The sequence below is a fragment of the Nonomuraea sp. NPDC003707 genome (assembly GCF_053587055.1).
Genome location: NZ_JBSFNK010000003.1, coordinates 331,079 through 357,601, shown reverse-complemented (window position 1 = coordinate 357,601; position 26,523 = coordinate 331,079). Strand labels below are relative to the sequence as shown.

The window sequence follows — 26,523 nt, the reverse complement described above, 5'->3', positions numbered from 1 at the left end:
TCTAACGGGAAAGTTGTTTCATTATGGAACGGCGGCGTCGATGGAAGGAGAGGGAGGCGAGGCAGAGCAGCGCGGCCCACACCGCGCAGTAGCCACCGAAGAGAGCGCCACCGCGCTCGGTGAACAGGGCGCCGGCGGTCATGCCGATCGCGCCCGCCGCGGCCATCGCCGCGCACGACCACAGCAGCGCCGCCAGCGTCCGGCGCGGCAGCGGCCGCCGGAAAGGAATGAGGGAGGCCAGCACGACGGCGGCCATGAGCAGGCCCGCGGCGGCGTTGGCCCACTGGGCCCGCGCGACCTCGCCGGGCCCGTACTCCAGATAGGTCTCCGGGGCCACGCGCGGGCCGCCGGTCACGCCGATGCGCTCGGCGAGGGCGAAGTGAATCTTGGACGCGACGTAGAGCAGCGTCCAGGAGGCCGCTGCCCAGACGGCCCATCGGCCGGTCCAGGTGATCATGTCACGATCGTGCCGGTCGCCCGGGCAGCGGCGGATCCCCGTGACGAGCGAGCGCCCTCACTCTCACGGGGGAGACGGCTCCTTACGCCTCGATACCGGCCTCCTTGGCGGCGCGGTCGATGGCGGCCAGCTCGTCGTCGGAGAAGTCGAGCCGGTCGACGGCGGCCACGTTCGCCTCGAGCTGCTCGGGGCTGGAGGCGCCGACCAGCACCGACGTGACGCGTGGGTCCCTGAGCGCCCAGGCCAGGGAGAGCTGCGCCACCGTCTGCCCGCGGGAGGCGGCCAGCTCCGACAGCGACCGCACGAACGCCAGCACCTCGGGCGTCACCCGGTCAGGGGTGAGGAAGCGCGCCTCGGCGGCCCGCGAGTCGGCGGGGATGCCGTCGAGGTAGCGGTCGGTGAGCAGGCCCTGGGCCAGCGGCGAGTAGACCACGCAGCCGACGCCCTCCTGCTCCAGCACGCCCAGCAGGCCGTGCTCGATCTTCCGGTTGAGCAGCGAGTACGACGGCTGGTGGATCAGCAGCGGCGTGCCCAGCTCGCGCAGCAGCCGGGCGGCCTGCGCCGTGCGCTCGGGCGAGAAGTTCGATACGCCCACGTAGAGGGTGCGTCCCGTGCGGACCATGTAGTCCAGCGTGGCGACCTGCTCCTCCAGCGGCGTCTCCTCGTCGTCGCGGTGCAGGTAGAAGATGTCCACGAAGTCGAGGCCGAGCCGGGCCAGCGAGCGGTCGAGCGTGGCGAGCAGGTGCTTGCGCGAGTTGCCCTTGCCGTACGGGCCGTCCCACATGGGGTTGCTGCCCTTGGTGGTGACGACCACCTCGTCACGCAGCGACCGCGGCAGGAGCCGGTTGAACGTCGCCTCGGCGGCGCCGAACGGCGGGCCGTAACGGTCGGCGATGTCGAAGTGGGTGATGCCGAGGTCGAGCGCCTTGTTGAAGATGGCGCGCTGGCTGTCGAGGGATTTGCCCCCGCCGAAGTTGTGCCAAAGGCCGAGCGACACGGCGGGGAGGAGGAGACCGCTGCGGCCGCACCTTCTGTACGGCTGGCGTTCGTAGTCCAAGGATTACCTTCCTGCGATTCCGGTGAGCGTGACGCCCCGGATGAACGTCTTCTGCGCCAGGAAAAAGATGACGAGGATGGGCAGCATCGACACTAGCGCGACGGCCATCATCTGGTTGTACTGGGTCACATACTGACCGTTGAACATGCCGAGCCCCTGGGCGAGGGTGATCTTCTCCATCGAGCGCAGGTAGATGGAGTTCTCCAGATACTGGTTCCAGTTGCCCACGAAGGAGAACAGGCAGATCGCCGCGATGGCCGGCTTGGCCAGCGGCAGCATGACGCTCCACAGGATGCGCAGCTCCGAGGCCCCGTCGATGCGGGCCGCGTCGATGAGCTCCTGCGGGATCGTGGTGAAGAACTGGCGCAGCAGGAAGATGTACAGCGCGACGCCGAAGAACTCCGGCACGACGAGCGGCAGATACGTGTCGACCCAGCCGAGCTTGGAGAACATCACGAACTTCGGCACCAGCGTGATCTCGCGCGGGATCATCATGGTCGCCAGCAGCGCCGCGAACATGAAGCCCGCCGCCCGCGCCCGCAGCCGGGCGAACGCGTACGCCGGCAGGATGCACGAGACGAGGTTGCCCACCATGGACAGCGCGGTGATCACGATCGTGTTCATCAGGAACCTGGTGAACGGCAGCGACCCGGACCAGCCCTTGGCGTAGTTGTCGAAGTTGAAGGAGTCGGGCAGCCACTGCGGCGGGAAGGCCAGGTTCTCGGCGTCCGACTTGAGCGAGGTCGTCACCATCCACAGGAACGGCAGCAGGAACACCGCCGAGCTGATGGCCAGCAGGATGTACGCGCCGGAGCGCCGGATCCGTCTGACACGTTCGGCCTGCTCCGAGCTCAAGGGCTTGCCGCCCGTGCGGGGGGAGCGCGCGGGTTTCACCGCGGTCTCGACGAGCATCGGCGACCTCACTTGAACTCGTAGTGCACCCAGCGCCTGGCCAGGCCGAACTGGATCGCGGTCACGGCGATGACCAGCACGAACATCGCCCACGACAGCGTGGCCGCGTACCCCATGTCGAAGTAGACGAACGCGTGCCGGTAGATGTAGAGCCCCAGCACCATCGTGGCGTTGCCGGGCCCGCCCTCGGTCATGACCAGGATGAGCACGTAGCTCTGCAGCGCCGCGATGAACCCGGTCACCACGTTGAAGAAGATGACCGGCGACATCATCGGCACGGTCACGCTCCAGAAGCGGCGCCACCACCCCGCCCCGTCGATCTCGGCGGCCTCGTAGAGCGTCTTCGGGATGCCCTGCAGCCCGGCCAGGTAGATGACGATCGTGTTGCCCGCGCCCCACACGCTCATCAGCACGAGCCCGGGGATGGCCCACTCCTGCGAGGCCAGCCAGCCAGGCCCCTCGATGCCGACCGACGCCAGCACCTTGTTGATCAGGCCGTAGTCGGGGTGCAGGATGTTCAGCCACAGCAGCGCCGTGGCCAGGCCCGACACCACCGACGGCAGGTACATCACGGTGCGGAACAGCCCCTGGAAGCGCAGCGGCTGGTTGAGCAGCAGCGCCAGCAGGAACGTGAACGACACGCCGAGCGCCACCGAGCCGAGGCCGTACTGCACGGTGTTCTCGATCGACTCCCAGAACTCGGGGTCGTTGAGCATGCGCTCGTAGTTGGCGAGCCCCACCCACGTCGGCGGCTTCAGCAGGTTCCAGTCCATGAAGCTCAGCACGACGGCGCCCAGGATCGGGCCCGCGCTGAAGAGCACGAACCCGATCACCCACGGCGAGACGAACAGGTGGAAGCGCCGCGCCTCGCGGCGCGCCAGCGTGCTGCGGGCGCTGACGGCGGTCATGCGATCTTGTTCTCGACCAGTACGGGCGTGACCTTGTCGGCGATCTCCTTCAGCGCGTCGTCCACGCTGACCTTGCCGAGCATCGCGCGCTCCCAGATGGGCTTGGCCGTGTCGACGACCTTCTTGTTGGCCGGCAGCCGCAGCACGCCGTCGTCGGAGGCGTAGTCGGCCAGGACCTCCTTGACCAGCTTCGCCGTCTCGTCGGGGATGCCGACCGCCTTGGCGTTGGCGTCCCAGGCGGACTGCCGGGCGGGCGCGGTGATCTGGCGGAACTTGTAGCCGGAGGACGACAGGAACTCGTGCATGTAGATCCAGGCGGCGTCCTTGTTCTGCGAGGAGGCCGTCATCACCAGCGCGCTGCCCACGGCCGGGGTGAAGCGGCCGGCCGGGCCCTTGGGGATGTGCGTGGCGCCCCACTTGAACGCCGTCTGCTTGGACAGCTCCAGCATCAGCCAGGCGCCGTTGATGAGCATGGCCGCATGGCCGGTCTTGAACGGGTCGACCTTCTCCAGCAGTTGCAGCTCGGCCAGGCTGGGCACCGCCTTGTCCTTGACCAGCAGGTCCAGCCAGCGACCCATGGCTTCCTTCGCCTTGGGCTCGTTGATCAGCACCTTCGACTCGGCGGCGTCGAGGAAGCGGCCGCCGAACGGCATCAGGAAGACGGCGCTGAGGTCGGGAGCCGCCGTCGGCATGGGGGAGAAGCCGTAGATCTTCTCCGCGCCCGACCCGCTGGTCATCTTCTTCGCCGTCTCGAAGAGCTTGTCGAACGTCCAGCTCTCGTCCGGGTGGTCGATCCCGGCCTTGTCGAACAGGTCCTTGTTGTAGAAGAGCAGCTTGGGCGCCATGTCGGTGGGCAGGCCGTACAGCTTGCCGTCGCGTTTGAAGTAGCCGAGCCCGCTCTGCGGGATGTCGTCCATGTCGAACTCGGGCGTCTTGGCGATGTACTCGTCCACCGGATGCAGCACCTGGTTGGAGATGAGGTTCTGCGTCCAGGAGTAGTGGTTGTAGAGCACGTCGGGCAGCGTGCCGCCGGCGGCCTGCGTCATGTACTTCGTCAGGAACTGGTCGAAGGGCGACGACTCGCGCTTGATCTCGATGTTCGGGTGGCGCTTCTTGAAGAAGAAGTCGAACTGGGCGTTGCGCACCTCGGTGACCGCGTCCGTGGTCATCGCCACCGTGATCGTCACTTTGGACGCCGGGTCGGCCACGTCGGTCTTCGGCCACGTCAGCGAGTTGTTGAGCTGCTCGGCCGCCTCGAACGGCCAGGCGTCGCTGCCCGGCCGGTTGGGGTCGATCAGCTGCGCCCCGGACTTGACCGGAGCCGCGGCCTGCTTCTGCTGCCTGGTGTCCGCGCAGGCGGACAGCACGGGCGCCGTCGCGGCCGCCACCGCCAGGGCCAGCATCTGGCGACGGTTCATCTCCATGGTGGGCCTCTCAAAGGAAGAGCTCGATAGAGGTCGGATGTATCAGCGCGTTGATGAGCTGGACCTGTGGCAGTCCGTGAGGCATGGCCGTACCGTAGACCCGGTAATTAACTTCGTCAAGAATTGAATTGAAAGCGCTTGCAACCTAGGCTCTAGCGCACTGTGAGGAGTTCCGGACGCCTTGACCGGCGGCCGTGCCAGGTGTGGGGACGGCTGGTGAGCCGCGATCGACTCCTCCTATCTCTTCCTTTCCCTGGAGGGCACGTGCCAAGCTGGACGTTCAGTGACGAGGACCTGGAAGCGGGGCTGACCCTCTCCGCCGAGGGCGTGCTCACGCTGGAGGTGCGCCACCGCGAGCGGACGGTGCTTGAGCCGTCCAGGCTGGGCATCAGGACCGCCCACGCCGACCTGAGCAAGGGGCTCACCCTGTCCGGGATGTCCGAGCGGCGGGTCGAGGAGACCTACCGGACGGTCACCGGCAAGCGGCGCGAGCACGGCTACGAGGCCGGCGAGTGGACGCTGTCGTTCACCAAGGACGGGCACCGGCTCGACGTGCAGGTCCGCGTAGGCGGGCACGGCGTGGCCTATCGGTACGTGGTGCCGTGGACGGGCCCGGTCACCGTCGTGGAGGAGGCCTCCGAGTACGTCCTGCCGCCCGAGGCCCGCGCGGTGCTGCTCCCGTACGAGAACGGCCGCTGCGACTACGAGGAGATCCACCGGCACGGCACCGTCGCCGACGCCGAGCCCATCCTGTACGGCTACCCCTCGCTCTTCGAGACCGGCGGCTCCTGGATGTTCGTGACCGAGTCGAACCTGGACAGCGGCTACGCCGGCTCCCGCCTGCTCCTCGACGGCAACACGTTCCGGCTCGACCTGCCCGACCCGTACGTGACCGCCGCCAGCCCGCTCACCACCCCCTGGCGCACGATGATCGTCGGCGACCTGGCCACGATCGTGGAGAGCGACCTGGTCACCAGCCTCGCGGAGCCGTCCAGGGTCGAGGACACCTCCTGGATCAAGCCCGGGGCAGCCGCCTGGTCGTGGTGGTCCGACGGGCCCTCGACGCGCGACCTCGACGCCCAGAAGCGCTGGACCGACTTCGCCGCCGCGAACGGCTGGCCGTACCTGCTGGCCGACGCGGGCTGGAACAAGGAATGGATGCCCGAGCTGATCGCCTACGCCAAGGAGAAGGGCGTCGGCGTCTGGCTCTGGTCGCACTGGCAGCACGTGGACACCGAGCTGGAGCACCGCGAGAAGCTCGCGCTCTGGAAGGAGTGGGGCGCGGTCGGCGTGAAGATCGACTTCACCGAGTCCGACGGCCAGGACCGGATGCGCTGGTTCGACGCCATCCTGGCCGCCACCGCCCGGCTCGAGCTCATGGTGGTCTTCCACGGCGGCACGATCCCGCGCGGCACCGAGCGGACGTGGCCGCAGTTCATGACCGCCGAAGCCGTCAAGGGCGCCGAGTGGATCAAGCCGAAGCCCGGCAAGCAGCCGCTCTACCAGCCCGCCCACTACCTGTCGCTGGCCTTCACCCGCAACGTGCAGGGCCCGATGGACTTCACGCCGTGCACGTTCACCGGCGTGCGCACGATCTCGGCCGGGTTCGAACTCGCGCTGTCGGTGATCTTCGAGTCCGGCGTCCAGCACTTCGCCGACGGCATCGAGGCCTACGAAGCCCGGCCGGAGGCCCTGCGGCTGCTGTCGGCCGTCCCCACCGCGTGGGACGAGACACGGCTGCTGTCCGGCGACCCCGCCGACCACATCCTGCTGGCCAGGAGGAACGGCGGCGAATGGTACGTCGGCGCGGGCGTGTCGGGCGAGGCCCGCACGCTCACCGTGCCGCTCGACTTCCTCGACCAGGGGGAATGGGCGGCCGAGATCTACCGGGACGCCCCAGGCGACCGGATCCTCGCCGAGACGGTCACCGTCTCCGCCGGGGGCAAGCTCGACCTCGCCGTTCCCCCCAACGGCGGGTTCACGCTTCACCTGAGGAGAGAAGACCAATGAACAAGCGCATCGGCGGCGTCTTAGCCGCCCTGGTGGTCACCGCCGCCGCACTGCCCGCCGCCGCTCCCGCCGCGGCGGCCGCCTGGACGCTGCGCTGGAGCCCGGATCCGGCGGACGACACCGTCGCCGAGGCGTTCGAGGGCATCGAGGACGACCGCGCCGACTCGCACTCCGGCGTCACGCACATCTACGTCTCCGGCGGCGCGTACCGCTTCGACATGCACACCCAGGACCGCGACGGCGACGACCGCCAGCGCAACGAGGTCAAGGGCATGCGGACCGGCGGCAGCTCGTACCTCAAGATCCTCGAGAACGAGACCTGGCGCATCAGCTACCAGCTGTACATCCCGACCTCGCTGGACGCGACCAGCAGCTTCACCCACATCGCGCAGATGAAGGTGCCCGGCTCCGGCGCGCCGCTCTACACGATGTCGCTGCCGATCTCGGGCGGCACCCCCAAGATCAACGTCCGCTACTGGGACGAGGCCGAGCAGACCCACGAGGTCGGCAACACCAACCTGGAGCCGATCCAGGGCAAGTGGGTGGACACGACGTTCGAGTTCAAGGCCTCCGACAGCGGCTACCTGCGCTGGACGCTCAAGGACGGCTCCACCACGCTCGTCGACAAGCGCCTGGACAACACCGACCTGTGGCGGGGCGACGACGAGTACCTGCGGCCCAAGTGGGGCATCTACCGCAGCATCAACAGCTCCGGCCTGCAGAACACCTACCTCCTGGTCCGCAACCTGCAGGCCTACCAGCTCACCGGCGGCGGCAGCACCGACCCGTCCGCGTACGAGGCCGAGCAGGGCTCCTTCAGCGGCACCGCCCGCACCGCGTCCTGCTCCGGCTGCTCGGGCGGCACCAAGGTCGGCTGGATCGGCGGCGGCTCCGGCAACGCGGTCACGCTGAACGTGCAGTCCTCCTCCGCCGGCGCCCGGCAGCTGACGGTGCACGGCCTGGTGAGCGGCACGCGCAGTTTCCAGGTCAGCGTGAACGGCGGCGCCGCCCAGACCGTCTCGCTGACCGGCACGGACTGGAGCACGCCCGTCTCCACGACGGTCCCGGTGCAGCTCGCCGCGGGCGCCAACAGCGTCCGCTTCTTCAACGACGGCGCCAGCGCGCCCGACCTCGACAGGGTGACGATTCAGTGAGAAGGCACCTGGTGGGAGCCCTGGCGGCGATGGCGCTGCTCCTGCAGACGGCCCCGGCCCACGCCGTCGCCACAGCGTCTCCCAATGGGGCTCCCCGATGGGAGACCCGGTGGAACCCCAGCCCGTGGCGCGACGGCGTCAACGCGTTCGAGGCGCTGGAGGACGACCGGCGCGGCTCCCATCCCGAGGGCCTGCCGCACGTGCGCGCCGAGAAGGGTGTGTGGCGGTTCGACGCGCACCTGGAGGACCGCGACGGCTCCGACCGCATGCGCAACGAGGTACGCGGCATGCGGGCGGCCGACGGCAGCCCGTTGGAGATCCGCAAGGACGAGACCTGGCGGATCACGTACCAGATGTACATTCCGGACACGCTGGACGCGACCACGAACTTCACCCACATCTGGCAGCTGAAGAACTCCGACGTCGGCACGCCGATCGCGCAGATCTCGCTGCCGGTCGTGAACGGCGTGCAGAAGATCGCGGCCCGCTACTGGACGCTGGAGGACAACAAGTCGCACGACTTCGCCACGGCCGACCTGGAGCCGATCCAGAACAAGTGGGTCACGACGACCATCGAGTTCAAGTCCGGCGACGCCGGATACATGCGGTGGGTGCTGCGTGACGGCCCGAAGAACGGCTCGCGGACGATCGTGGACCAGAAGGTCGAGAACATCGACCTGTGGTGGACGCAGGAGCAGTACAACCGGCCCAAGTGGGGCATCTACCGCAGCATCAAGAGCGCCGGGCTGCAGGAGACGTACCTGCTGGTCAAGGATCTGAAGGCGGAGCAGCTCGGGCCCGCGACGCCGCCGGTGAAGCTGCCGCCGCCGGACCGCGGCCCGGGGACGTACGAGGCCGAGCGGGCCGGCAACGTCTTCGAGGGCGCCGCCGAGCCCGCCTACTGCGCCGTCTGCTCCGGCGGGCGGAAGGTCATCCTCGTCGGCGGCAACGTCTACGACTACACCGTGGTCAGGGGCGTGCTGTCGGAGACCACCGGGACCCGGCAGCTGACCGTGCACGCGCTGGTGGACGGCTCCCAGTCGTTCTCGGTCAGCGTCAACGGCGGCGACGCGATCCAGGTGCCGATGACCGGCACCAAGGACACGGTGACCACCACGACGGTGCCGGTGGACCTGGTGGCCGGGGTCAACACGATCCGGTTCTTCGGTCTCACCGCCCGCGGGCCCGAGCTCGACAAGATCGTCATCAGATAGGTGGACCATGGCACATGACCTCAGCAGGCGGGCCGTGCTCGCGGCGGGCGGCGCGCTGGCGCTGTCCGCCGCGGGAGCGGTCTCCGCGAGCGCTTCGACGATCTGGCAGTCCCGCCTGGTGCGTTACGACCGGCAGGGGCGGCTGGCGTACGAGCAGGACGCGGAGGGCAACCGCATCCCCGACTTCAGCCATGCCGGCTACCGCAACGGCGAGCGGCCGATCCCGCACGTGCCCGTCGTCAAGACGATCCGCCCGATCGAGGGCGACAACACCGCCCATATCCAGGCGGCGCTCGACGAGGTGGCCGCGCTGCCCCGCGTGCGGCGCGGCGCCCTGCTCCTGCTGCCCGGCCTCTACCCGGTGGCGGGCACCCTGTACGTACGGGCGAGCGGCACGGTCCTGCGCGGCTCCGGCGACGGCGAGGACCCGGCCGGTAACACGATCATCAAGGCCACCGGGAACAACCCGAAGGACCGCGACGTGATCGTGGCCGGCGGCGCGGCGGGCGGCGGCTGGACGGGCGAGGTGCCCGGCACCCGCACCGACATCACCACCGACTTCGTGCAGGTGGGCGCGCGCGAGTTCGCGGTGGCCGACGCGGGCTCGCTGCGGCCCGGCGACAACATCGTGATCACCCATCCCTGCACCGAGGAGTGGCTGAAGGCCGTCGACTACGGCGGCCACGACGTGGGACCGGCGTGGAAGGTGGGCGAGCACCCCCTCATCTACAACCGGTACGTACGCGAAGTTTCCGGAAATGTCGTGAAAATCGATGTCCCGGTCTTCAACCACCTCAACCGCGCGCTGTCCCCATCCTTCCTCTACAAGTGGGACCGGGCCGGGCTGGTCACCCAGGTGGGCGTGGAGCGGCTGCGCGTCGACATCGAGTACCAGGGGGACCCGGAGCAGGACGAGGACCACGCCTACAACGCGATCGTCCTGCTGCGCACCGAGGACTCGTGGGTGCGCGACTGCACGATGCTCCACTTCACCCAGGCCGGGGTCGCCACCCAGGAGACCACCCGCGCCACGGTCGAGAACTGCCGGGCCGTCGACCCGGTCAGCATCGTGACGGGGAGCAGGCGCTACAACTTCAACACCTACGTCTACTCGCAGCAGGTGCTCTTCCGCGACTGCTACGCGTACAAGGCCAGGCACGCGTTCGTCTCCAACGGCCACAGCACGGTGTCGGGCGTGGTGTTCCTGCGCGGCACCTCGGAGTACGCGCTCAACTCCAGCGAGGGCCACCGCCGGTGGTCGCAGGCGCTGCTGTTCGACGGCCACAAGGACGTCGACCCGCACTACGACTACACGCTCGGGCTGTACAACCGCGGCCGGTACGGCACCTCGCACGGGTGGTCGGCGGCCCACTCGGTGGCGTGGAACTGCGACGTTTCGACCAGCAGGCTCATCGTGCAGAAACCGCCGACCGCCCAGAACTACGCGATCGGCTGCCAGGGCACGATCACCGGCGACGGGCCGTTCGCGCAGCCGGCCGGGTACATCGAGGGCGCCAACCAGCCCGGCCTCCTGCCGCCCTCCCTCTACCAGGCCCAGCTGCTGGACCGGCTGCGCCGGTAACGCGGACCAGGCGCAGCCGCCGACTGTCCGGGCGCTGGAGCGGCTGCGCCTGCAACCTCACAACTGGCGGGTCAGGCGGAGCAGGCCGCCCTCGGGGACGTTGACCTGGGCGATGCCCGGGCGCAGGGGCAGGTTGCCCTCGGTGACGGTGCGGCCGCGGCAGTCGAGGATCATGGCGTGGGCCGTACCCGAGTCGGGCACCCGCAGCAGCACGTCGGTGGAGGCGTCGCCGTTGGCCAGCCAGAGCGTGCCGGTGGCGGGCGCGGCCACCGGCATCGGCGCGTACCGGGCCGTGATCACCGTGTCGCCCGAGCGGGCCGTGACCTGCGGGTAGCCCAGGTCGGGCCGGGCGGGCTCGAAGGAGCCGCGCTGCAGCACCTCGGCGTGCTCCCGGAAGAAGCCCAGCCAGAACCGCAGCACCTCGCGCTGCTCAGGCGTCTGCGCGGTCAGGTCCACCGAGATCTGCGGCACCGAGAAGAGCACGTTGACGAGCTGCGTGGCGACGTGCTCGGGCCGCTCGTCCGGGTGCCACATCAGCATGTCCGCGTGCACGGCCAGAGGTCCCGCGATCAGCCGCAGGTCCACCGTGCGCTGCCGGTTGTGCGCCGGGCTGAGCGGGCAGTCGGAGGCGCGCACCATCGTGGCGTACGGCCACAGGCCCGGGCTCACGTACGGCTGCCGCAGCTCGACCAGGCAGTCGCGCGGCAGCTGCGCCAGAAGCCGGCGCACGCCCTCGTTCACCGTCCGGCAGTCGGCCTCGGGGCCGGGCTCGGGCGGGTCCTCCACGGCGAACTGGTCGATGAAGTCGATCTTGAGGCCGTCCATGCCCCACTCCGTGACCGCCCGGGTGAGGTGGCCGGCGATCAGGTCGCGGACGTGCGGGTAGCGGGGGTCGACGACGGCGGCGTTCATGTGCTCCTTGTACGCCAGCGTGTACCCCCGCACCTGCTCCCAGAGCGCCGTGTGGCGGCCGACGAACGGCAGGGCGTACCAGAGCAGGTAGGCCAGCCCTTCGCCCCGCACCTTGGCCACGTGTCCCGAAATATCGGGGAATGTGGTGGGGGACGGCTCCCACTCGCCGACATAGCCGTACCCGCGCCCCCGGTCGTCGCTGTGCCAGCCGTCGTCCACGATGATCGCCTCGCAGCCCAGCTCGGCCGCCGGCCCCGCCTGCCGCTCCACGCTCTCGGCGCTGACGTGCTGCTGCATGGCGTACCAGGTCGAGTACGCGGGCATCCGCGCCGCCCGCGGCACCTCGGCGACCGGTCCGTGCAGCGCGCGCCACCAGTCCGCCACGTCCGCCAGCGTGGTCGCGAAGTGCCGCCGGGTGAGGTCGAGCCGCAGCACGAGCCCCGTGTCCGGCTCGGCCTCGTGCTCCACCCAGAACCCGAACTCACCGGTCTCCTCCACCACCCCGGTACGCGTCCGCACGGGCCTGACCACCTCGCCCGCGGCGTAGGCGCACAGCGCCACGTCACCGGCGCCCACCAGGCAGCCGACGGGCGCGTTCTTCTCCAGCGCCGCCACGCGGGGACGGCGCCAGAACGGCGGCAGCCCCCGGTGCTCGCCGCCGTCGGCGGCCCAGAACGCGGTCGCGTCCACGCACGGCACCCGCCAGGCCACCCGCACGTCCGCGGTCCGGTCGGGGACGACGCGCAGCTCCAGGACGCCCGGGGACGGCTCGGCGGCCGTGCAGGTGAGCACGGCCGCCGCCGAGCACTCGAACGCGAGCCCCGCGGCCTCGATCCGCACCTCCTCCGGCTGCTCGAACGCTCGATCGTGCGGCTGCCAAATGCCGGGCGCTGCGGTCACTGAGTCTCCCTGTTCATGGCCTCACTTCGTGAGGCGTCTCACTCGAGGGTGAAGTGCTGCTGGATGGCGACCGCGGCGGCGCCGCGGGCCCACTGCTCGAACGATCGCGGGCGCAGCAGCAGGCGGCAGTCGGCGGCCGCGCCGAACGCCTGGGCCGCGAACGACCGGTTGAGCTGCTCCTCGAACAGCCCGTACGAGGCCAGCCCCGGCACGTCCCCGGTCACGATGATCCGCTCGGGCCCGAACAGGTTGGCCATCGCGGCCATGGCCAGCCCGATGGCGTGCCCCGCGCGGGCGAACACCTCCCGCACCGCCGGATCGCCCGCGTGGGCGGCGTCGATGGCCGCGTCCACGGTCAGCGACGCGTCGCCGGACGCCGTGCGCGCGGCCGCCAGCAGGGGCGCCGTGCCGGCGATGGCCTCGACGCAGCCGCGCCCGCCGCAGTGGCACTCGGGCTCGTCACCCCCGACGGGGATGTGGCCGATCTCCCCGGCCACCCCGTGCGCGCCGGCCACCACCCGGTCGTTGACCACCAGCCCGCACCCTATCCCCACCCCCACCGTGACCAGGGCGAACGACGACGTGCCCACCCCGTCGCCGAACCACTGCTCGGCCACGGTGAGCGACTTGACGTCGTTGTCGATCGTGACGACCAGGCCCGTGGCCTCGGCGGCCAGCCGCGCCAGCGGCACCTGGTGCCACTGCAGGAAAGGGGAGTAGCGCACCACCCCGTGGGCCTTGTCGACGTCGCCCGACACGGCCAGGCCCAGCGCGTGGCAGCGCTCGCCGTAGGCCGGGTCCGCGGCCAGCAGCTCGGCGACCAGCTCGGCCAGCGCCGAGACCACACCCTCGGCCGACGTCGTGGCCAGCGGGCGGTGCGCCGAGACCAGCGGCTGCGCGCGCAGGTCGGTGACCACGCCGATGAGCTCCTCGTGGGTGATCTTCACCCCGCAGAAGAACTCCCGCTCCGGCCTGATGGAGAGCGGGCTGGCCGGGCGGCCCGCACCCGGCGCCGTGCGCTCGGTGGCCTCCAGCTCCTCCAGGTAGCCCGCCTCGATGAACGGCCGGGCGGCCTTGGTGACGGCGGCGGACGACAGCCCGCTCCGCTTGGCGATCTCCACCCGGGAGACCGGCCCCTGTGTCAGCACCATGGTGAACACGGTCGCCGCCGCGGGGGTCGAGGTGAGCCGAGGGTGCATGAGTGCGATAGTAGCAGTAATTAACTTCGTCAAGAATTGAATTCGAGCGGGGTCGTGCCTAGGCTCCGGGGCATGCGATCGGTGACTTTCGACGCCTCCAGCCGCAGGTGGCTGCTGCGTACCCCGGGCACGAGCTACGTCGTGGCCCTCGCGGACGACGACGCCCCCCGCTGCCTGCACTGGGGCCCCGCGCTGACCGCCGAGCAGGCCGCCAGCCTCCCCGGCCCCGCCGCGTCCGGGGCCAGCAGCTTCGACAGCACGGCGGGCGAGGAGGAGCTGGCCTCCGAGGTGGGGGCGCGGTTCGAGACGCCGTCGCTGCAGGTCGTCCTCCCGGGCGGCGACCGGGGGATCGAGTGGCGGCACGACGGCCATGACATTGACGGGGGCCACCTGACGCTGCGCTTCTCCGACCGCCGCCATCCGCTCCTGGTCGAGCTGCACTACCGGGTGCACGAGGACAGCGACGTGATCGAGCGCTGGACCGTGCTGCGGCCGCGGGTGCCGGTGACCGTGCTGCGGTGCGACTCGGCGGCCTGGAGCGTTCCGGCGCTGGAGGGCTACCGGCTCAGCCACGTCACGGGCGGCTGGAGCTCGGAGCACGCGCTGGGCCGTACCGAGCTGGCCGTGGGGGAGACGACGCTGACCAGCAGGCGTGGGGTGACCAGCCACCACGCGAACCCCTGGCTCATGATCGACGGCGGCGACGCGGGCGAGCGGCACGGCGAGGTGTGGAGCTGCGCGCTGGCCTGGAGCGGGAGCTGGCGCGTCACGCTCACCCGCACGCCCTCCGGGCGGGCGAGCTGGACCGGCGGGTTCGGCCACGAGGGCCTCACCTGGCGGCTGGAGCCGGGCGAGGAGTGGGTGACGCCGGTGTTCGCCGGCGTGTACGCGCCCGACGGGTACGGCGAGGTCAGCCGGCGCTGGCACGACCACATCGCCAGGCACGTGCTGCCCCGGCCGGACGAGCCGCGCCCGGTCGTCTACAACGCCTGGGAGGCCGTCGGGTTCGACGTGAACGAGGCCAACCAGCGCGACCTCGCGCGGCTGGCCGCCCGGGCGGGCGCGGAGCTGTTCGTGATGGACGACGCGTGGTTCGGCGGCCGCACCGGCGACAGCGCGGGGCTCGGCGACTGGTGGGTCAACGAGGAGCGCTTCCCCGACGGGCTGAGCCCGCTCATCGACGAGGTGCACCGGCTCGGCATGCGCTTCGGCCTGTGGGTCGAGCCCGAGATGGTCAACCCCGACAGCGACCTCTACCGCGCCAACCCCGACTGGGTCCTGCACATGCCGGGCCGCTCCCGCACGCTGCTGCGCAACCAGCTCGTGCTGAACTTCGCCCGGCCCGACGTCGCCGACTGGGCGCACAAATGGCTGCACAAGCTGGTCTCCGAGCACGCCGTCGACTTCCTGAAGTGGGACTTCAACCGCGCCTTCACCGAGGCGGGCCGGCCCGGCGACCCGGACCAGGACCGGCTCTGGATCGACCACGTCAGGGCCGTCTACTCGATCATGGACCGGCTCCGCGCCGACCACCCGCACCTGCGCATCGAGGCGTGCGCGGGCGGCGGCGGCCGTACCGACCTGGGCATCCTGGCCCGCACCGACCAGGTGTGGACCTCCGACAACACCGACGCCCACGACCGCATCGCGATCCAGCGCGGGTTCAGCCAGGTGTACCCGGCCCGGGCCATGGCCGCCTGGGTCACCGACAGCCCGAACCCCCTCACCGGGCGGGCCGTCCCGCTCCGCTTCCGCTTCCACGTGGCCATGGCCGGGGCGCTCGGGCTCGGCGGCGACCTCGCCCGCTGGAGTGAGGCCGAGCTGTCGGAGGCGGCCGAGCTGGTGGCCGTCTACAAGGACATCCGGCCCGTCGTGCAGTTCGGGCGGTTGTGGCGGCTTCCGTACGGGGTGCAGTACGTGCACGGGGACCGGGTGGTGGTGCTCGCCTGGCACGGGCCCGTCGCGTTCGGCACGCCGATCGCCCCGCTCCGCCTGGCCGGGCTCGACCCGGACGGCCGCTACCGGGACGAGGACACCGGCGCGGTGCACCACGGCGCGGTGCTGATGTCCCGCGGCCTGCCGCCGCTGACGCCCAGGGGCGGCTACACCAGCGCCCTCCTCCGCCTGCGCGCCTGCTGACCCGTCGGATCACTGGGCAGGATCACCGGGTGACCTCCCGCCGCAGCTCCTCCAGGGCCTCCTCCATCAGGCGCGGGAGCCGGTCGCCGTGCGCGAGCGCGGCGGACAGGACGCAGGAGACGACCACGGTCGTGTCGCTGTAGACCATCGACACGGCCCCGCCGCCCGTGTCGTACGTGGGCGGGACGGCGAAGCAGCCGTCCAGGGGCAGGTTCACCCCGATGACGCTCACCGTCATCCGGCCCGGGAACGCCTTCGGCACGAGCCACCTGAGCAGCCGGAACACCACCGCCGGGGCCTTGACGGGGTAGCGGTCGCGCCGGTAGACGGCCATCCGCTCGAAGCTCGTCTGCTCCATGACCCCGCGCAGCCGCTCGTGCGCCGCGGGCTCGGCGCAGGGCAGGTCGACCGGCATGGTGGTCGCGCCGTTGCCCAGGCCGCCGTCGCGCAGGCGGCCGTTCAGGTTGAGCGGGAAGGAGACGGTCGTGCCCCGGCGGCCCGCCTTCCGCCAGTGGGCCGGGTTCCAGGCCCGCAGGGCGCCGGCCAGCACGGCCAGGCCGACCTGCGGGATGCTCGCGCCGGTCGCGGCGGCGATCTCGCGGAAGGCGGCGAGGTCGAGCCGCAGGAAGAACGTCCGCGCCCCCGACCTGCCGGTCCTGCCCGGGGGCGGTCTGAGCCGCGCCGACGGGGCCGCCAGCCGGGCCGCCGTGGCGAGCAGCCGCATCCAGGCCATGGCCGGCGCCCGCACCGCCACGTTCGGATCGGGCGCCGGGACGGTCCTGCCGAGCAGCACGGCCCGCGTCGCGATCCGGGCCGCCCCCACGCCGTCCTGGAAGGCGTGGTGCACGCGGTAGCACAGGATGTGCTCGTCCGCGGCGTACCCGTGCACGACCATCAGGCTCCACAGCGGGTGCTCGGGCAGCAGCCGGTTCTCCCTGACGGCGTCCACCACGGCCGCGCCCACGTCACGGCCCGGCGCCACCCGGTACTCCACGACGTGACAGGCCGGGTCGAAGGCGGGATCCGGCTCCCACCCCTCGCGGGCCAGCCGGTAGGTCAGGACCGGCGCCCGCGCGGCCGCCTCGGCGACCCGCCGCCGCAACTCCCAGGAGTCGGGGGCCGGGCCGGGCATCCGCGCCGCGAGGGCGATGTGCAGCCGGTGGTCTCGGGCCGAGCCGACCTCGCCGAGAAAGAGCCGGTCCGACCCGGTCAGCGGTACGGCCCCAGCAGCTCGCATGACCGGGCTAACCGGCCGTTCGCCGCGCGAGGTACGAACGGTGCGCCAGCCGGGCGACGTCCCCGACCGTCATCTCCATCGTGAAGTCGGACGGGTCGATGTCCAGCCCGTGGCCGCCCAGCGCCGCCCGCAGTTCGAGCACGCTCATGCTGTCGGACTCGAGATCGTCCACGAACGTCGTCTGCGGGGTGACGGCCGCCGGGTCGACGACGTAGATCTCGGCGCAGTACTGGCGTACGAGCCGCAGGATGTCTTCCTCGGACAAGGGTCCTCGCCTCTCCGTCGGGGGTCTGTCGGGGGTCCCAGCATGTCGCCGCGCGGGAGGCCGGTGCGGCGCCGGATTCCTCGTGTCCGGTCAAGAACGGCCCCGGACTAGTCGATCAGCGGGCCGAGCCGGGTCGCGACGTCCGCTTCGGCCTTGAGGGCGGCCCGGCAGCGGGCCCAGTCGTAGCGGGACACGGCGCCGGCCTCGACGCCCGCCGCGATGAGGCCCTCGGCCGCCGTCAGCGCCTCCCCGGACGTCATGGGCAGGAAGCCGTTGCGGCCGAACACCTCCGCGATGCCGTGGCGGGCGACGAACCCGGCGTCGCCGATCGTGCCCCACGCGGTGGCGTGCCCGGGCAGGCCACGGGCGCGCCGCCGCCGGACCAGGGCGTCGAGGAAGACGTTGGCGGCCGCGTACGCGGACTGGCGCGTGCCTCCGTACGTGCCGCTGACCGAGGAGAACAGCCAGAACAGCTCCAGCTCCCGCCCCTCGGTGAGCCGTTCCAGCACCAGGGCGCCGGCCATCTTGCCGCCCAGCACGCGGGCCAGCCGCGCGGGGTCCAGGCGCAGCAGGTCGCCCGAGTCCGGCTCCATCGCGGCGTGCACCACGCCGCGCAGGGGATGCTCCCCGGCGTCGATCTCCTTGAGCACCGACGCCATCGCGGCCAGGTCGGTGACGTCGGCGGCGTGGACGGACGCCCGCGCGCCCCGGGACCGGAGCCCGGCCACCGTGGCGGCCGCCTCCGGCGCGTCGCCGCCCCGGCGCGAGACCAGCGTGAAGTGCCGGGCGCCCCGCTCCGCCAGCCGGTACGCGGCCGCGGCCCCGAACCCGCCCACGCCACCCACCACGAGGTACGTGCCCCCGGGATCCGGCCTGAGCCGTCCGGGTCGCGTCCTGACCGGGACCGGGCCGTCCAGGGGGTCGAAGGAGAGCACGACCGCGCCGAGGTGCCGGTCGTGCCGCATGGACGCGACCGCCTCCCGGACCCGGGCGGCGGGATAGAGGGTGTGCGGGAGCGGGCGGTGAACGCCCGCGTGGACGCGCTCCATGACCTCACGGAACACCTCGGGCTCGACCGCCCGCCCCGGCCCGCCGTCCCCGGGGTGCGTTGCGTCGAGCACCTCCGGCACGCCGTCCCCGGGGTGTGGGCCGTCGAGCACCTCCGGCACGCCGAGGCCGTGCAGGAGCTCGCGCTGCGCCGCCGTCCTCGCGGTGGCGGCGATCGGCGTTCCGCGGTGCCACGCGTCCTGCAGCGCCGCGAGCCCGAGCGCTGTGGCGCCACCGCGCGCCTCGTGGCGGGCGAGGGCGATGAACGGGATCGGCAGAGTGGCGGCCTCGGCGAAGCTCATGCCGTCGGGGATCGCGCCGACGAGCCGGGCGTCGGCGAGCAGGTGGGAGGCCGGCACGCCCGCCGCCACCCCGACCACCCGCCGACCGGCCCCGACATCACGCACACCCGTCCCGACCGCCCTGACCACCCCGGCGAACGCCCACCCAGCCTCCCTGACATCCCCGGCGTCCCTGGCCTCCCGGGCATCACCGGCAGCCCGGGCATCAACGGCGGACGGGAGCGGGCGATCGGGCAGGCCGACGGCCCGGACCTCGACGGTGACGGTGCCGGGGCCGGGTGGTGGTGGAGGGTCGGCCTCCGCCCAGGCGGGCTCTCCGCGCCGCCCCGACCGGCCGAGGTCCAGGACGTAGTGCCGTACCCGGTCGCCGACCCCCTCGTACGGCACCTCCCGGGCGACGAAGCGGCCACCCGGGGTCAACGCGACCTCGCTCTCCCCGGAGGCGGCCAGCAGCTCGCGGGCCAGCCGGCGGGCGTCCACGGCGACCGTCCCCTCGCGGTGCAGGCTGATCCTGGGCAGGCGCAGGCCGGGCCGGTCGTTGGCGATGGCCCGGGCGGCTCCCCAGATCGCCGCGTCGGCGGGCACGAGAGGCAGCTCCGGAGCGGGCAACGCGCCGCTGGGCCGCGTCACCACGTACAGGGTGCGCTCGACGGCCGGTGGCAGCTCGTCGCACGCGGTCACGACGGCCCGCAGCACCCCCATCCGCGCGACGGCCTGCTGCACCCTCAGACGCGGCTCGTCATCGGTGCCGGCGCATTCACCATGCTCGGCCAGCACGAACACGACGCACACCCGCCCGCTCCCCGGCCCACCACCGCGCACCCGCCCGCTCTCCGGCCCGCTCGATGGCCCGCTGCCGCACACCCACTCGCGCCAGCGAGCCGGATCCCCATCCGCGAGCACCGCCACGGCCTCACCGCCCGCCGCCCCAGCCGGGGCCGACGCCGCCACGGCCTGGTCGCTCGTCGCCTCGCCCTCGATGCCGGAGGTCAGCAACCGGGCGACCGCGTCGGCGAGCGGCAGCTCGGAGTCCGTCTCCGCGGCGACGACCCATCGGGTGTCGCCGGCAGCCGCGGGCAGCAGCCGCCGCCGGGCTTCGGTACTCGGGAGACGAGCGGCCAGCATGACGGAGAAGCCGTCCCGGGCAGGCGGCCGGTCGTCGCCGGTCTGCACCACCTGGGCGAACCCGCACTCGCGCAGCAACGACGGCCACCGGTCCCGGGACAGCAGCAGGCCGTGCGGGCGCAGGTCGCGGTCGTCGACCTGCCAGAAGCTCTCCAGCAGGCCGAAGGTGCCGATCAGCAGACGCGGATCGTGGGTCTCGACGGCCAGCAGGTGACCGCCGGGAGCGAGCAGGCGCCCGACCCGGCGCAGGGCCCGGGCCAGGTCCCGCGCGGTGTGCAGGGCGTTGGCGGCGACCACCACGTCATAGCCGCCCGCCGCGAAGCCCTGGGCAGCGGGGTCGGCGTTCAGGTCGAGCTGCCGGTAGTCGAGGAAGTCGTGGGCGGCGAAGCGGCGGCGGGCCGCGGTGCAGAAGAACGGCCAGACGTCGGTGAAGGTGTAGCGGGTGCGATCGGACGGCAGGCGCGGCAGGAGCGCCGCCGTCGTGCCGCCCGTGCCCGCGCCGACCTCCAGCACCCGGAGCGGCCGGTCCGGCGGCCAGGCGGCCACGATCTCGTCGAGCAGCGCGCCGGCCACCTGGTTGGCGAAGCGGCAGAGCGGGGCGATGTCGTAGAGCTGGCGGGTCAGCTCGCCGCCGCCGTCGCGGCTCAGCAGCTCCAGCGGGTCCCGTTCGCCGCGCAGGACCGCCGGCAGGTGGTGGTACATGCGGCTGTTCAGCGCGACCTCCGTGACGAAGGCCGGGTGCCGCAGCAGCAGACTCCGGGTCAGCTCGTACGGCCTGGCCGGACCGGCCAACCGCCACCGGCCGTCCGGCCCGGGCTCCGCGAGCCCGTGCTCCCGCAGCAGCTCGAGGACGACGGCACCCAGGCGGCCGGGGCGGGCCAGCTCGTCGAGGGCGGTCGCGAACCGGTGGAGCTGGGCCTGCCACGCCTCCGGGAGGAACCGTTCGTAGCGGAGCTCGCGCCACGCCTCGCGCAGCCGCTCGATCCGCTCGCTCGCGCGGGCCACGATCACCTCGGGATCGGGCTGGGCCACGACAACCCCAGGATCGGGCAGCGGCTGGTCCGGCCCGTGCGGGGCGGCGCGGAGCCGGGCGTGGTGCAGGGTGATCGGCGGGCGGGCCGCAGGCATCGCGCCGGCCGTCGAAGGGTCGCGGGGTGATCGGCGGGTGTCAGGCATCGGGCCGGCCCCCGAAAGGCCGCGGGGTGATCGGGCCGCGGGGCACCGCGACCACCGTGCAGCCCCGGTCGGGCTGGTGGGTGATGGCGACGCGGTTCATCCCCTCGTCGCGCGGGTCGGCGGCGGAGAGGATCACGCGGCGGGTCACGACGTGCAGGAACGTCGAGATCTGCAGCAGCGCGAAGTGCTTGCCCACGCACACGTGCGGCCCCGTCCCGAACGGCAGCCAGCTGTACGGGGCGGGCCGTCCCTCCAGGAACCGTTCGGGCCGGAAGGCCGACGGGTCGGCGAAATGCCGGGGATGGCGGTGCAGCGCCCGCAGCGCCACCAGCAGGTTGGTGCCGGGTTCGACCCGGTAGCCGCCGAACGTGAGCCGCTCGCGCGCCACGCCCAGCGGCACGGTCGAGGTCGAGGGCCGCAGGCGCAGCGTCTCGCAGGCGACCGCGGTGGCGAACCGGTCGTCCTCGCCGTGCAGGGCCTCCGCGGTCAGCCGGTGGAGCGCGGACGGGTGCCGTACGAGCCGCTCGACCGCCCAGGCCACGCCCAGCGCGGTCGTGGTGTGCCCCGCCAGCAACATGGTCAGGACCTGGTCGACCAGCGCCTCGTCGTTGAGCCGCCACCCTTCGGCGGTTCGCGAGGCCATCAGCAGGCTCAGGACGTCGTCACCGGTGTCGCCGTCGTGGCGGCGGGCGATCTCGCCCCTGACCAGCCGGACGCAGCGGGCGCGGAGCCGTTGCGCGGACGGCCAGAGCCGGATGGCGCCCAGCCCGCGCAGCGCGAAACGGACCATGAGCTCCTCCGTCAGCGCCACGTTCAGGAGCTCGCGCACCAGCGGCCGCCACACCTCCAGGCGCCGCCGGTCCAGCCCGAGCAGCGCGCGCAGCGCGATCTCCAGCAGCGCCTCCCACAGCAGCGGCAGCAGCTCGAACGGCATCCCGGCCGGGAACCCGTCCACCGTCCGCCCGGCCACGTCGGCCACGATCTCGCGGTGGCGCCGCACCGCCCTGCCGCCCAGCAGGGGCAGCACCAGCTTGCGCATCCGGTGGTGGTCGGCCCCGTGCTGCGCGAAGATCGACCGCGGCCCCCACGCCGCCGCCGTGGGCCGGCCCTCGAACGGGTCCAGCGGCGCCGCCATGACCTCGCCGATCAGCGCGGGATCGCGCATGAGCGCGACCCGCCCGATGCCCGGCGCCCAGAACGCGAACACGTCGCCGTAGCGTTCGAAGGCCCGGTCGAGGAGGTGCTCCCCCCGCACGAGGTACGCGGGCAACGCCAACGGGGTCAGCCGGCCGGGGCCTGGGACGGGGCGCGCCATGGTCACCCGCCGATGGTAGGAAAGGGCGCCCGCCCGATGCCTCGTGCAACGCCGGGAGCAGGTAAAACGGGGGTGTGCGATTCGGCGTGCGGCAGTTTGAACTGTCCCTGATGCACCGGATGCGCGATCTCAACCCCGCGCGGGTCGAGGACGCGCTCCGGGGCATGGGCGCGACCAGGGCGGAGCTGCGGGCCGCGCACGCCCAATGGACGAGGATGCTCCACTCGCCGAGGGCGCCGAAGACGCTCCGGCCCCTGCTCGGCCGCCCCGTGTACGAGGGCACGACCGCCGTGGGCAGCCTGACCTGCGGCGTGTCCCGCTGGGCCCTGCCGTCCTGGCCCGGCCTGGAGTTCGAGGTCCTGTACGGTCCCGGCGGCGAGACGTGGAACCAGTGGTTCGTCCGCCCCGGGGACCCCAGGACGCTGTCCTTCGCCGAGCTGGCGCCCTGGAGCTGCGTGGTCGCCGACGTCGCCGCGAGCTTCCCCGGCGCCGTCCATCAGGAGGGCCAGGCCCCGCACCATTGGGCGGTCGACTTCGCCCACGGCGGCGCCACCTACCGCGCCCGGTTCGTCTACGGCCTCTGCCAGCGGATCGACGCCCGGTAGCCCGCCGCCTCCTCTTCAGAGATCATCGGCTGGAAGGCTTCGATGATCTCTGAAGAAAAGGTGACGAACATGCTCCGCGCCCTCGCCGTATCGGTGGCCGCCGGGATCCTCTCGCTCGGGGGATCGCCTCCGGCTCAGGCGGCGATCACCTGCCTGCCGGAAACGCCTGTCTGCCAGGAAGTCCGCGGGGTGCCCGGCGACCGCTTCTACTGGTTCGAGATCCAGCCCGCGCCGGCCACGGCCGTCTTCACCTTCATTGTGAACGATGTCCTGACCCCCGGCTCTCTCACGACGTCCACCTCCGGCACGGCGCTCGAAGGGGACTTCCGGCCCGCTGTGGTGCTGGTCAGCGGAGACGAGGTATGCATGCGCGTCAGCACCCTGAGCGGCGAGTTCTGCGCCACCACGCCCTAGCCCGGACGGTTCTTTACTGGTCTGTACAAAATCCGGTAGCCTCCTCCCATGGGCAGGCCACGGGAGTTCAGTGATCGGGCGGTCGTCGACGCCGCGATGGAGGTCTTCTGGGAGAAGGGGTACGAGGCGACCTCCACCCAGGACCTGTGCGAGCGCACCGGGCTCGGCCGCGGCAGCCTCTACAACGCCTTCGGCAGCAAGCACCGCCTCTACGAGGAGGCGATCCGCCGCTACGCCGAGACCAAGGCCGAGGCGCAGCTGGCGATGCTGGCCGAGCCCGGGTCGGTGCGCGCGCGGCTCAGGGACCTCATGCTCGGCGTGATCGACGCCGACATGGCGGACCCGGGCCGGCGCGGCTGCCTGGCGCTCAACGCCGCCACCGAGGCCGGCGGGCGCACCGAGGCGGTCGCAGGGCTGGTGCGGCGGCAGTTCGCCGACCTGGAGCAGGCGCTTCAACGGCTGGTCGAGATCGGCCAGAGCACTGGCGAGCTGTCGTCGGACCGGCCGCCGCGGCAGGTGGCGCGGGCGTTCCAGAGCGCCTACTACGGCCTGCGCGTGCTCGCCAAGGTCACCGACGACCGGGCCGCCCTCCTCGACGTCGTCGACGGGGCCGTCGCCGCCCTGTAGCAGCCCCGGCCGCGGTTCATGGAGCCGCGGCCTTTTTGCCGCCCTAGTTCTGTACTGATCTGTAAAGAAAGAGAGCGAAGATCGATGAGGCTCAGTGTGCCGTCGCTGATGTGGTGCGTGTTCGGGATAACGACCGGCGAGTTCGTCATCGCCGGCATCCTCCCGGGCATCGCCACCGACCTGGCCGTCTCGATCCCGGCCGCCGGGCTGCTGGTGACGGCGTACGCCATCGGGATGATCGTCGGCGGGCCCGTGCTGACGGCCCTCACCGCCCGCTTCCCGCGCAAGCGGCTCATCCTGGTGCTGCTCGGGATCACGATCGCCGGGAACCTGGCCTCCGCGCTCGCCCCCGCGTACGGCGTGCTCTTCGCGGCCAGGGTCGTCACGTCGCTGGTGACGTCCACGTTCTTCGCCAACGCGATCGTCATCGCGGTCTCCACCGCCGCGCCGGGCAAGCAGGCGTCCACCGTCTCCAAGCTCGTCTTCGGCATGAACCTGTCGATGATCCTGGGCGCGCCGATCGGCACGTTCATCGGGAACGCCCACGGCTGGCGGGCCACGTTCCTGGTGGTCGCGGCGTGCTGCGCGGCCGGGTTCGCGCTGGTCGCGCGGCTGGTGCCGGACGTGCGCGAGCCGTCCGGCGGGGGCTCGGCCGTGAGCGAGCTGCGCGTCTTCCGCGACCGGGACGTGCGGCTCGCCATCGCGGTCACGGCCGTGGGCAACGCGGGGCTGCTCATGGTGTTCACCTTCTTCGCGCCCCTGGTCACGGACGTCACCGGCTTCGCCGGCGGCGCGGTGGCGGTCCTGCTGCTGGTGTACGGGGTGGGCGCGGCCGTGGGCAACCTCCTCGGCGGCCGGCTGTCGGACCGGGCGCCGATGGCCGCGCAGCTCGGGCTGCTGGGCGTGCTCGCGGCGGTGCTCGTCCTCATGTGGGCCGGGAGCGGCAGCACGGCGGTGACGGCGGTCATGGTGTTCGTGCTGGGCGCGGCGGGGTTCGCGGTCATCCCCGGCATGCAGGCGCGCGTGCTGGCCACCGCCTCGGCGGCGCCCACCCTGGCGATGGCGGTGAACGCCTCCGCCTACCAGCTGGCCGCCGCGTTCGCCGCCTGGCTCGGCGGGCGCGTCATCGACGGCGGGCTCGGGCTGCGCTCCCTCTACGTCGTGGCCGCCGTGGTCACGGTGGCGGGCATCGCGGTCAGCTCGTACGCCTGGCGTCGCTCCCGCGTACCGGCCTGACCCCCGCGAAGGCGGCGTGGACGGCGTCGGCGATCTGGCGCTGGATCGGGTCGGCCTCCGGCCCGAACAGCAGGTCGTCCACCCGGGACACCGCGCCTGTGGCCGCCTCGAGCAGGCGCGCGCCCTCGGGCGTCAGCTCGATCGTCGACGCCGACCCGGCGCGGGCCGTGCTGTCGCGCGCCAGCCCCGCCGCGACCAGCGCCTTCACCGCGGTGTGCACGCTCTGGACCGTCGTCCCCGACATCCGCGCCAGCTCGCTGAACGACACCCCGGGCACTCCGGATATGTGACCGAGCAGGCCCAGCCGGCTGACCGTGAGGTCGAGCGGGGCCAGGGCGGCGGCCAGCTCGGTCTCGATGCGGCGGGCCAGCGTGAGCAGGACGATCGAGGGGCTGGTCACGGGCGGACCGGGGCGATCGGCGTTCTCGGTGGTCACCCCACCAGTCTCCCGCACCCGCGCGGCCACGGCTGCGAGCGCACCCGCGGGAGTGGGAATCACTCGGAGGGACGGCACGGGGCGGACGCGCGGGAGAGTGCGATGACCGATTCGGCGATGGTGCGGTTCTACCAGGACAACGGCTACCTGCTGGTCAAAGGGCTGCTCGGCGCGGCGGAGGCGCGGGCGTACCGGGAGGAGTGTCACGCGGTGCTCGGGCGGCTGCGCCCGACGGACCCCACGTGGGGGAGCGCGCGGGAGATCGGCGGGGCGGGGACCGAGCTGCGGCACTGCCACGACGCGCAGTTCCACTCGGCCGCCTTCGCCCGGCTCATGGTGGATCCGCGCTTCACCGACGTCGCCGCGGCCCTGATGGGCTCGGAGAACGTGCAGCTCCACCACACCAAGATCTTCGTCAAGCCCGCCGAGAAGGGCTCGCCGTTCCCCATGCACCAGGACGCCGCGCACTTCCCGCACACCCGCCACACCATGGGCGCGGCGATCTTCCACTTCGACGCCGCGCCCGAGGAGAAGGGGTGTGTGCGCGTGGTGCCGGGCAGCCACCGGTACGGGCCGCTGCCGCACCTCGAGGCGGGCGGGTGGCACCTGCCGCTCGCGGAGTGGCCGCTGGAGGCCGCGATCCCGGTCGAGGCGGAGGCCGGGGACGTGCTGTTCCTCAGCTATCTCACCGTGCACGGGTCCGGGGTCAACCGGGCGGAAGAGGCGCGTACGACCCTGCTCATCCAGTACCGCGACCCCGAGGACCAGCCCGCCGACGACGTCCACCGCTCCCGGGGCCAGGGCATGATGCTCCGCGGGATCGACCCGACGGGATCGTGACCATTCCGTTATCGACCTCTCGTATCGAGG

22 protein-coding genes are annotated in these 26,523 nt (G+C 72.2%); 10 read left to right on the top strand and 12 right to left on the bottom strand.

The features are described 5' to 3' along the window. Nucleotide 1 precedes the first annotated feature (1 nt). From ACWDRB_RS09230 to ACWDRB_RS09210, 5 genes are all read right to left on the bottom strand, one after another. Nucleotides 2–457: a hypothetical protein gene (locus ACWDRB_RS09230; RefSeq protein WP_449892587.1), complete on the bottom strand. Its 456-nt coding sequence runs from the start codon at nt 455–457 to the stop codon at nt 2–4. An 82-nt stretch (nt 458–539) separates the two neighbouring features. Continuing rightward, nucleotides 540–1,514 (bottom strand): aldo/keto reductase, encoded by a 975-nt coding sequence (locus tag ACWDRB_RS09225; protein WP_350727702.1) that lies wholly within the window; start codon nt 1,512–1,514, stop codon nt 540–542. Nucleotides 1,515–1,517: 3 nt separating this feature from the next. Beyond that, nucleotides 1,518–2,426, bottom strand: a complete 909-nt coding sequence (locus ACWDRB_RS09220) for a carbohydrate ABC transporter permease (RefSeq protein WP_350727703.1) — start codon at nt 2,424–2,426, stop codon at nt 1,518–1,520. Nucleotides 2,427–2,434: 8 nt separating this feature from the next. Further along, nucleotides 2,435–3,334: a carbohydrate ABC transporter permease gene (locus tag ACWDRB_RS09215; protein WP_350727704.1), complete on the bottom strand. Its 900-nt coding sequence runs from the start codon at nt 3,332–3,334 to the stop codon at nt 2,435–2,437. After that, nucleotides 3,331–4,752: an ABC transporter substrate-binding protein gene (locus tag ACWDRB_RS09210; RefSeq protein WP_449892586.1), complete on the bottom strand. Its 1,422-nt coding sequence runs from the start codon at nt 4,750–4,752 to the stop codon at nt 3,331–3,333. The genes ACWDRB_RS09215 and ACWDRB_RS09210 overlap by 4 nt, the downstream gene beginning before the upstream one ends. 270 nt (nt 4,753–5,022) lie before the next feature. On the opposite strand from ACWDRB_RS09210, the gene ACWDRB_RS09205 reads away from it, so the two are divergent. The 4 genes from ACWDRB_RS09205 to ACWDRB_RS09190 are packed head-to-tail and all read left to right on the top strand — an operon-like array spanning nt 5,023 to nt 10,718. Beyond that, on the top strand, nt 5,023–6,768 hold the full coding sequence (locus ACWDRB_RS09205; protein WP_449892585.1) for a glycoside hydrolase family 97 catalytic domain-containing protein: 1,746 nt from the start codon (nt 5,023–5,025) through the stop codon (nt 6,766–6,768). Beyond that, a complete protein-coding gene (locus ACWDRB_RS09200) occupies nt 6,765–7,922 on the top strand; it encodes a CBM35 domain-containing protein (RefSeq protein WP_449892584.1) in 1,158 nt (385 codons plus the stop codon). Before ACWDRB_RS09205 ends, ACWDRB_RS09200 begins: the two co-directional genes overlap by 4 nt. Then, nucleotides 7,919–9,136 (top strand): hypothetical protein, encoded by a 1,218-nt coding sequence (locus tag ACWDRB_RS09195; RefSeq protein ID WP_449892583.1) that lies wholly within the window; start codon nt 7,919–7,921, stop codon nt 9,134–9,136. Before ACWDRB_RS09200 ends, ACWDRB_RS09195 begins: the two co-directional genes overlap by 4 nt. Nucleotides 9,137–9,143: 7 nt before the next feature. Next, nucleotides 9,144–10,718, top strand: a complete 1,575-nt coding sequence (locus tag ACWDRB_RS09190; protein ID WP_449892582.1) for a hypothetical protein — start codon at nt 9,144–9,146, stop codon at nt 10,716–10,718. Nucleotides 10,719–10,775: 57 nt separating this feature from the next. Here the strand turns inward: ACWDRB_RS09190 and ACWDRB_RS09185 are convergent, their stop codons facing one another. Both ACWDRB_RS09185 and ACWDRB_RS09180 read right to left on the bottom strand, forming a co-directional pair. Beyond that, the gene (locus ACWDRB_RS09185) at nt 10,776–12,530 is read right to left on the bottom strand and encodes a glycoside hydrolase family 36 protein (protein ID WP_449892581.1); all 1,755 of its coding nucleotides are present in this window, start codon (nt 12,528–12,530) and stop codon (nt 10,776–10,778) included. A gap of 38 nt (nt 12,531–12,568) precedes the next feature. Then, nucleotides 12,569–13,729 carry an ROK family protein gene (locus ACWDRB_RS09180; RefSeq protein WP_449892580.1) on the bottom strand — a complete coding sequence of 387 codons (1,161 nt, stop codon included), beginning with the start codon at nt 13,727–13,729 and terminating at the stop codon, nt 12,569–12,571. 72 nt (nt 13,730–13,801) lie between these two features. On the opposite strand from ACWDRB_RS09180, the gene ACWDRB_RS09175 reads away from it, so the two are divergent. Further along, entirely contained in the window at nt 13,802–15,868 is a 2,067-nt protein-coding gene (locus tag ACWDRB_RS09175) for an alpha-galactosidase (protein ID WP_449892579.1), read from the top strand. Between the two features lie 22 nt (nt 15,869–15,890). On the opposite strand, the gene ACWDRB_RS09170 is transcribed toward ACWDRB_RS09175, so the two are convergent. The 4 genes from ACWDRB_RS09170 to ACWDRB_RS09155 all read right to left on the bottom strand — a co-directional run bounded on the left by ACWDRB_RS09170 (nt 15,891) and on the right by ACWDRB_RS09155 (nt 22,335). Then, nucleotides 15,891–17,105 (bottom strand): wax ester/triacylglycerol synthase domain-containing protein, encoded by a 1,215-nt coding sequence (locus ACWDRB_RS09170; RefSeq protein WP_449892577.1) that lies wholly within the window; start codon nt 17,103–17,105, stop codon nt 15,891–15,893. Between the two features lie 7 nt (nt 17,106–17,112). After that, complete coding sequence (locus ACWDRB_RS09165; RefSeq protein ID WP_350727714.1) at nt 17,113–17,370, bottom strand: acyl carrier protein; 258 nt, start codon at nt 17,368–17,370, stop codon at nt 17,113–17,115. A 107-nt stretch (nt 17,371–17,477) separates the two neighbouring features. Continuing rightward, nucleotides 17,478–21,020: an SDR family NAD(P)-dependent oxidoreductase gene (locus tag ACWDRB_RS09160; RefSeq protein ID WP_449892576.1), complete on the bottom strand. Its 3,543-nt coding sequence runs from the start codon at nt 21,018–21,020 to the stop codon at nt 17,478–17,480. Next, nucleotides 21,013–22,335 (bottom strand): cytochrome P450, encoded by a 1,323-nt coding sequence (locus tag ACWDRB_RS09155; protein ID WP_449892858.1) that lies wholly within the window; start codon nt 22,333–22,335, stop codon nt 21,013–21,015. Before ACWDRB_RS09155 ends, ACWDRB_RS09160 begins: the two co-directional genes overlap by 8 nt. Before the next feature lie 86 nt (nt 22,336–22,421). On the opposite strand from ACWDRB_RS09155, the gene ACWDRB_RS09150 reads away from it, so the two are divergent. From ACWDRB_RS09150 to ACWDRB_RS09135, 4 genes are all read left to right on the top strand, one after another. Next, nucleotides 22,422–22,940 carry a hypothetical protein gene (locus ACWDRB_RS09150; RefSeq protein WP_449892575.1) on the top strand — a complete coding sequence of 173 codons (519 nt, stop codon included), beginning with the start codon at nt 22,422–22,424 and terminating at the stop codon, nt 22,938–22,940. 42 nt (nt 22,941–22,982) lie between these two features. Beyond that, a complete protein-coding gene (locus ACWDRB_RS09145; protein WP_449892574.1) occupies nt 22,983–23,354 on the top strand; it encodes a hypothetical protein in 372 nt (123 codons plus the stop codon). 48 nt (nt 23,355–23,402) lie between these two features. Next, entirely contained in the window at nt 23,403–23,981 is a 579-nt protein-coding gene (locus ACWDRB_RS09140) for a TetR/AcrR family transcriptional regulator (protein ID WP_449892573.1), read from the top strand. Nucleotides 23,982–24,065: 84 nt separating this feature from the next. Next, complete coding sequence (locus tag ACWDRB_RS09135; protein WP_449892572.1) at nt 24,066–25,217, top strand: MFS transporter; 1,152 nt, start codon at nt 24,066–24,068, stop codon at nt 25,215–25,217. Here the strand turns inward: ACWDRB_RS09135 and ACWDRB_RS09130 are convergent. Next, entirely contained in the window at nt 25,177–25,653 is a 477-nt protein-coding gene (locus ACWDRB_RS09130; RefSeq protein ID WP_355195699.1) for a MarR family winged helix-turn-helix transcriptional regulator, read from the bottom strand. The two genes, ACWDRB_RS09135 and ACWDRB_RS09130, sit on opposite strands and share 41 nt — an antisense overlap. 102 nt (nt 25,654–25,755) lie before the next feature. Here ACWDRB_RS09130 and ACWDRB_RS09125 point away from each other — a divergent pair, with 102 nt between their 5' ends. Next, on the top strand, nt 25,756–26,493 hold the full coding sequence (locus ACWDRB_RS09125; RefSeq protein WP_449892571.1) for a phytanoyl-CoA dioxygenase family protein: 738 nt from the start codon (nt 25,756–25,758) through the stop codon (nt 26,491–26,493). The last annotated feature ends 30 nt before the right edge of the window (nt 26,494–26,523 follow it).

Bases quoted from the DNA above. Each gene is read 5' to 3' on its own strand.
- ACWDRB_RS09230 (WP_449892587.1), bottom strand. From the start codon at position 457: ATGATCACCTGGACCGGCCGATGGGCCGTCTGGGCAGCGGCCTCCTGG.
- ACWDRB_RS09220 (WP_350727703.1), bottom strand. From the start codon at position 2,426: ATGCTCGTCGAGACCGCGGTGAAACCCGCGCGCTCCCCCCGCACGGGC.
- ACWDRB_RS09215 (WP_350727704.1), bottom strand. From the start codon at position 3,334: ATGACCGCCGTCAGCGCCCGCAGCACGCTGGCGCGCCGCGAGGCGCGG.
- ACWDRB_RS09210 (WP_449892586.1), bottom strand. From the start codon at position 4,752: ATGAACCGTCGCCAGATGCTGGCCCTGGCGGTGGCGGCCGCGACGGCG.
- ACWDRB_RS09200 (WP_449892584.1), top strand. From the start codon at position 6,765: ATGAACAAGCGCATCGGCGGCGTCTTAGCCGCCCTGGTGGTCACCGCC.
- ACWDRB_RS09190 (WP_449892582.1), top strand. From the start codon at position 9,144: ATGGCACATGACCTCAGCAGGCGGGCCGTGCTCGCGGCGGGCGGCGCG.
- ACWDRB_RS09180 (WP_449892580.1), bottom strand. From the start codon at position 13,729: ATGCACCCTCGGCTCACCTCGACCCCCGCGGCGGCGACCGTGTTCACC.
- ACWDRB_RS09175 (WP_449892579.1), top strand. From the start codon at position 13,802: ATGCGATCGGTGACTTTCGACGCCTCCAGCCGCAGGTGGCTGCTGCGT.
- ACWDRB_RS09170 (WP_449892577.1), bottom strand. From the start codon at position 17,105: ATGCGAGCTGCTGGGGCCGTACCGCTGACCGGGTCGGACCGGCTCTTT.
- ACWDRB_RS09160 (WP_449892576.1), bottom strand. From the start codon at position 21,020: ATGCCTGACACCCGCCGATCACCCCGCGACCCTTCGACGGCCGGCGCG.
- ACWDRB_RS09155 (WP_449892858.1), bottom strand. From the start codon at position 22,335: ATGGCGCGCCCCGTCCCAGGCCCCGGCCGGCTGACCCCGTTGGCGTTG.
- ACWDRB_RS09145 (WP_449892574.1), top strand. From the start codon at position 22,983: ATGATCTCTGAAGAAAAGGTGACGAACATGCTCCGCGCCCTCGCCGTA.
- ACWDRB_RS09140 (WP_449892573.1), top strand. From the start codon at position 23,403: ATGGGCAGGCCACGGGAGTTCAGTGATCGGGCGGTCGTCGACGCCGCG.
- ACWDRB_RS09135 (WP_449892572.1), top strand. From the start codon at position 24,066: ATGAGGCTCAGTGTGCCGTCGCTGATGTGGTGCGTGTTCGGGATAACG.
- ACWDRB_RS09125 (WP_449892571.1), top strand. From the start codon at position 25,756: ATGACCGATTCGGCGATGGTGCGGTTCTACCAGGACAACGGCTACCTG.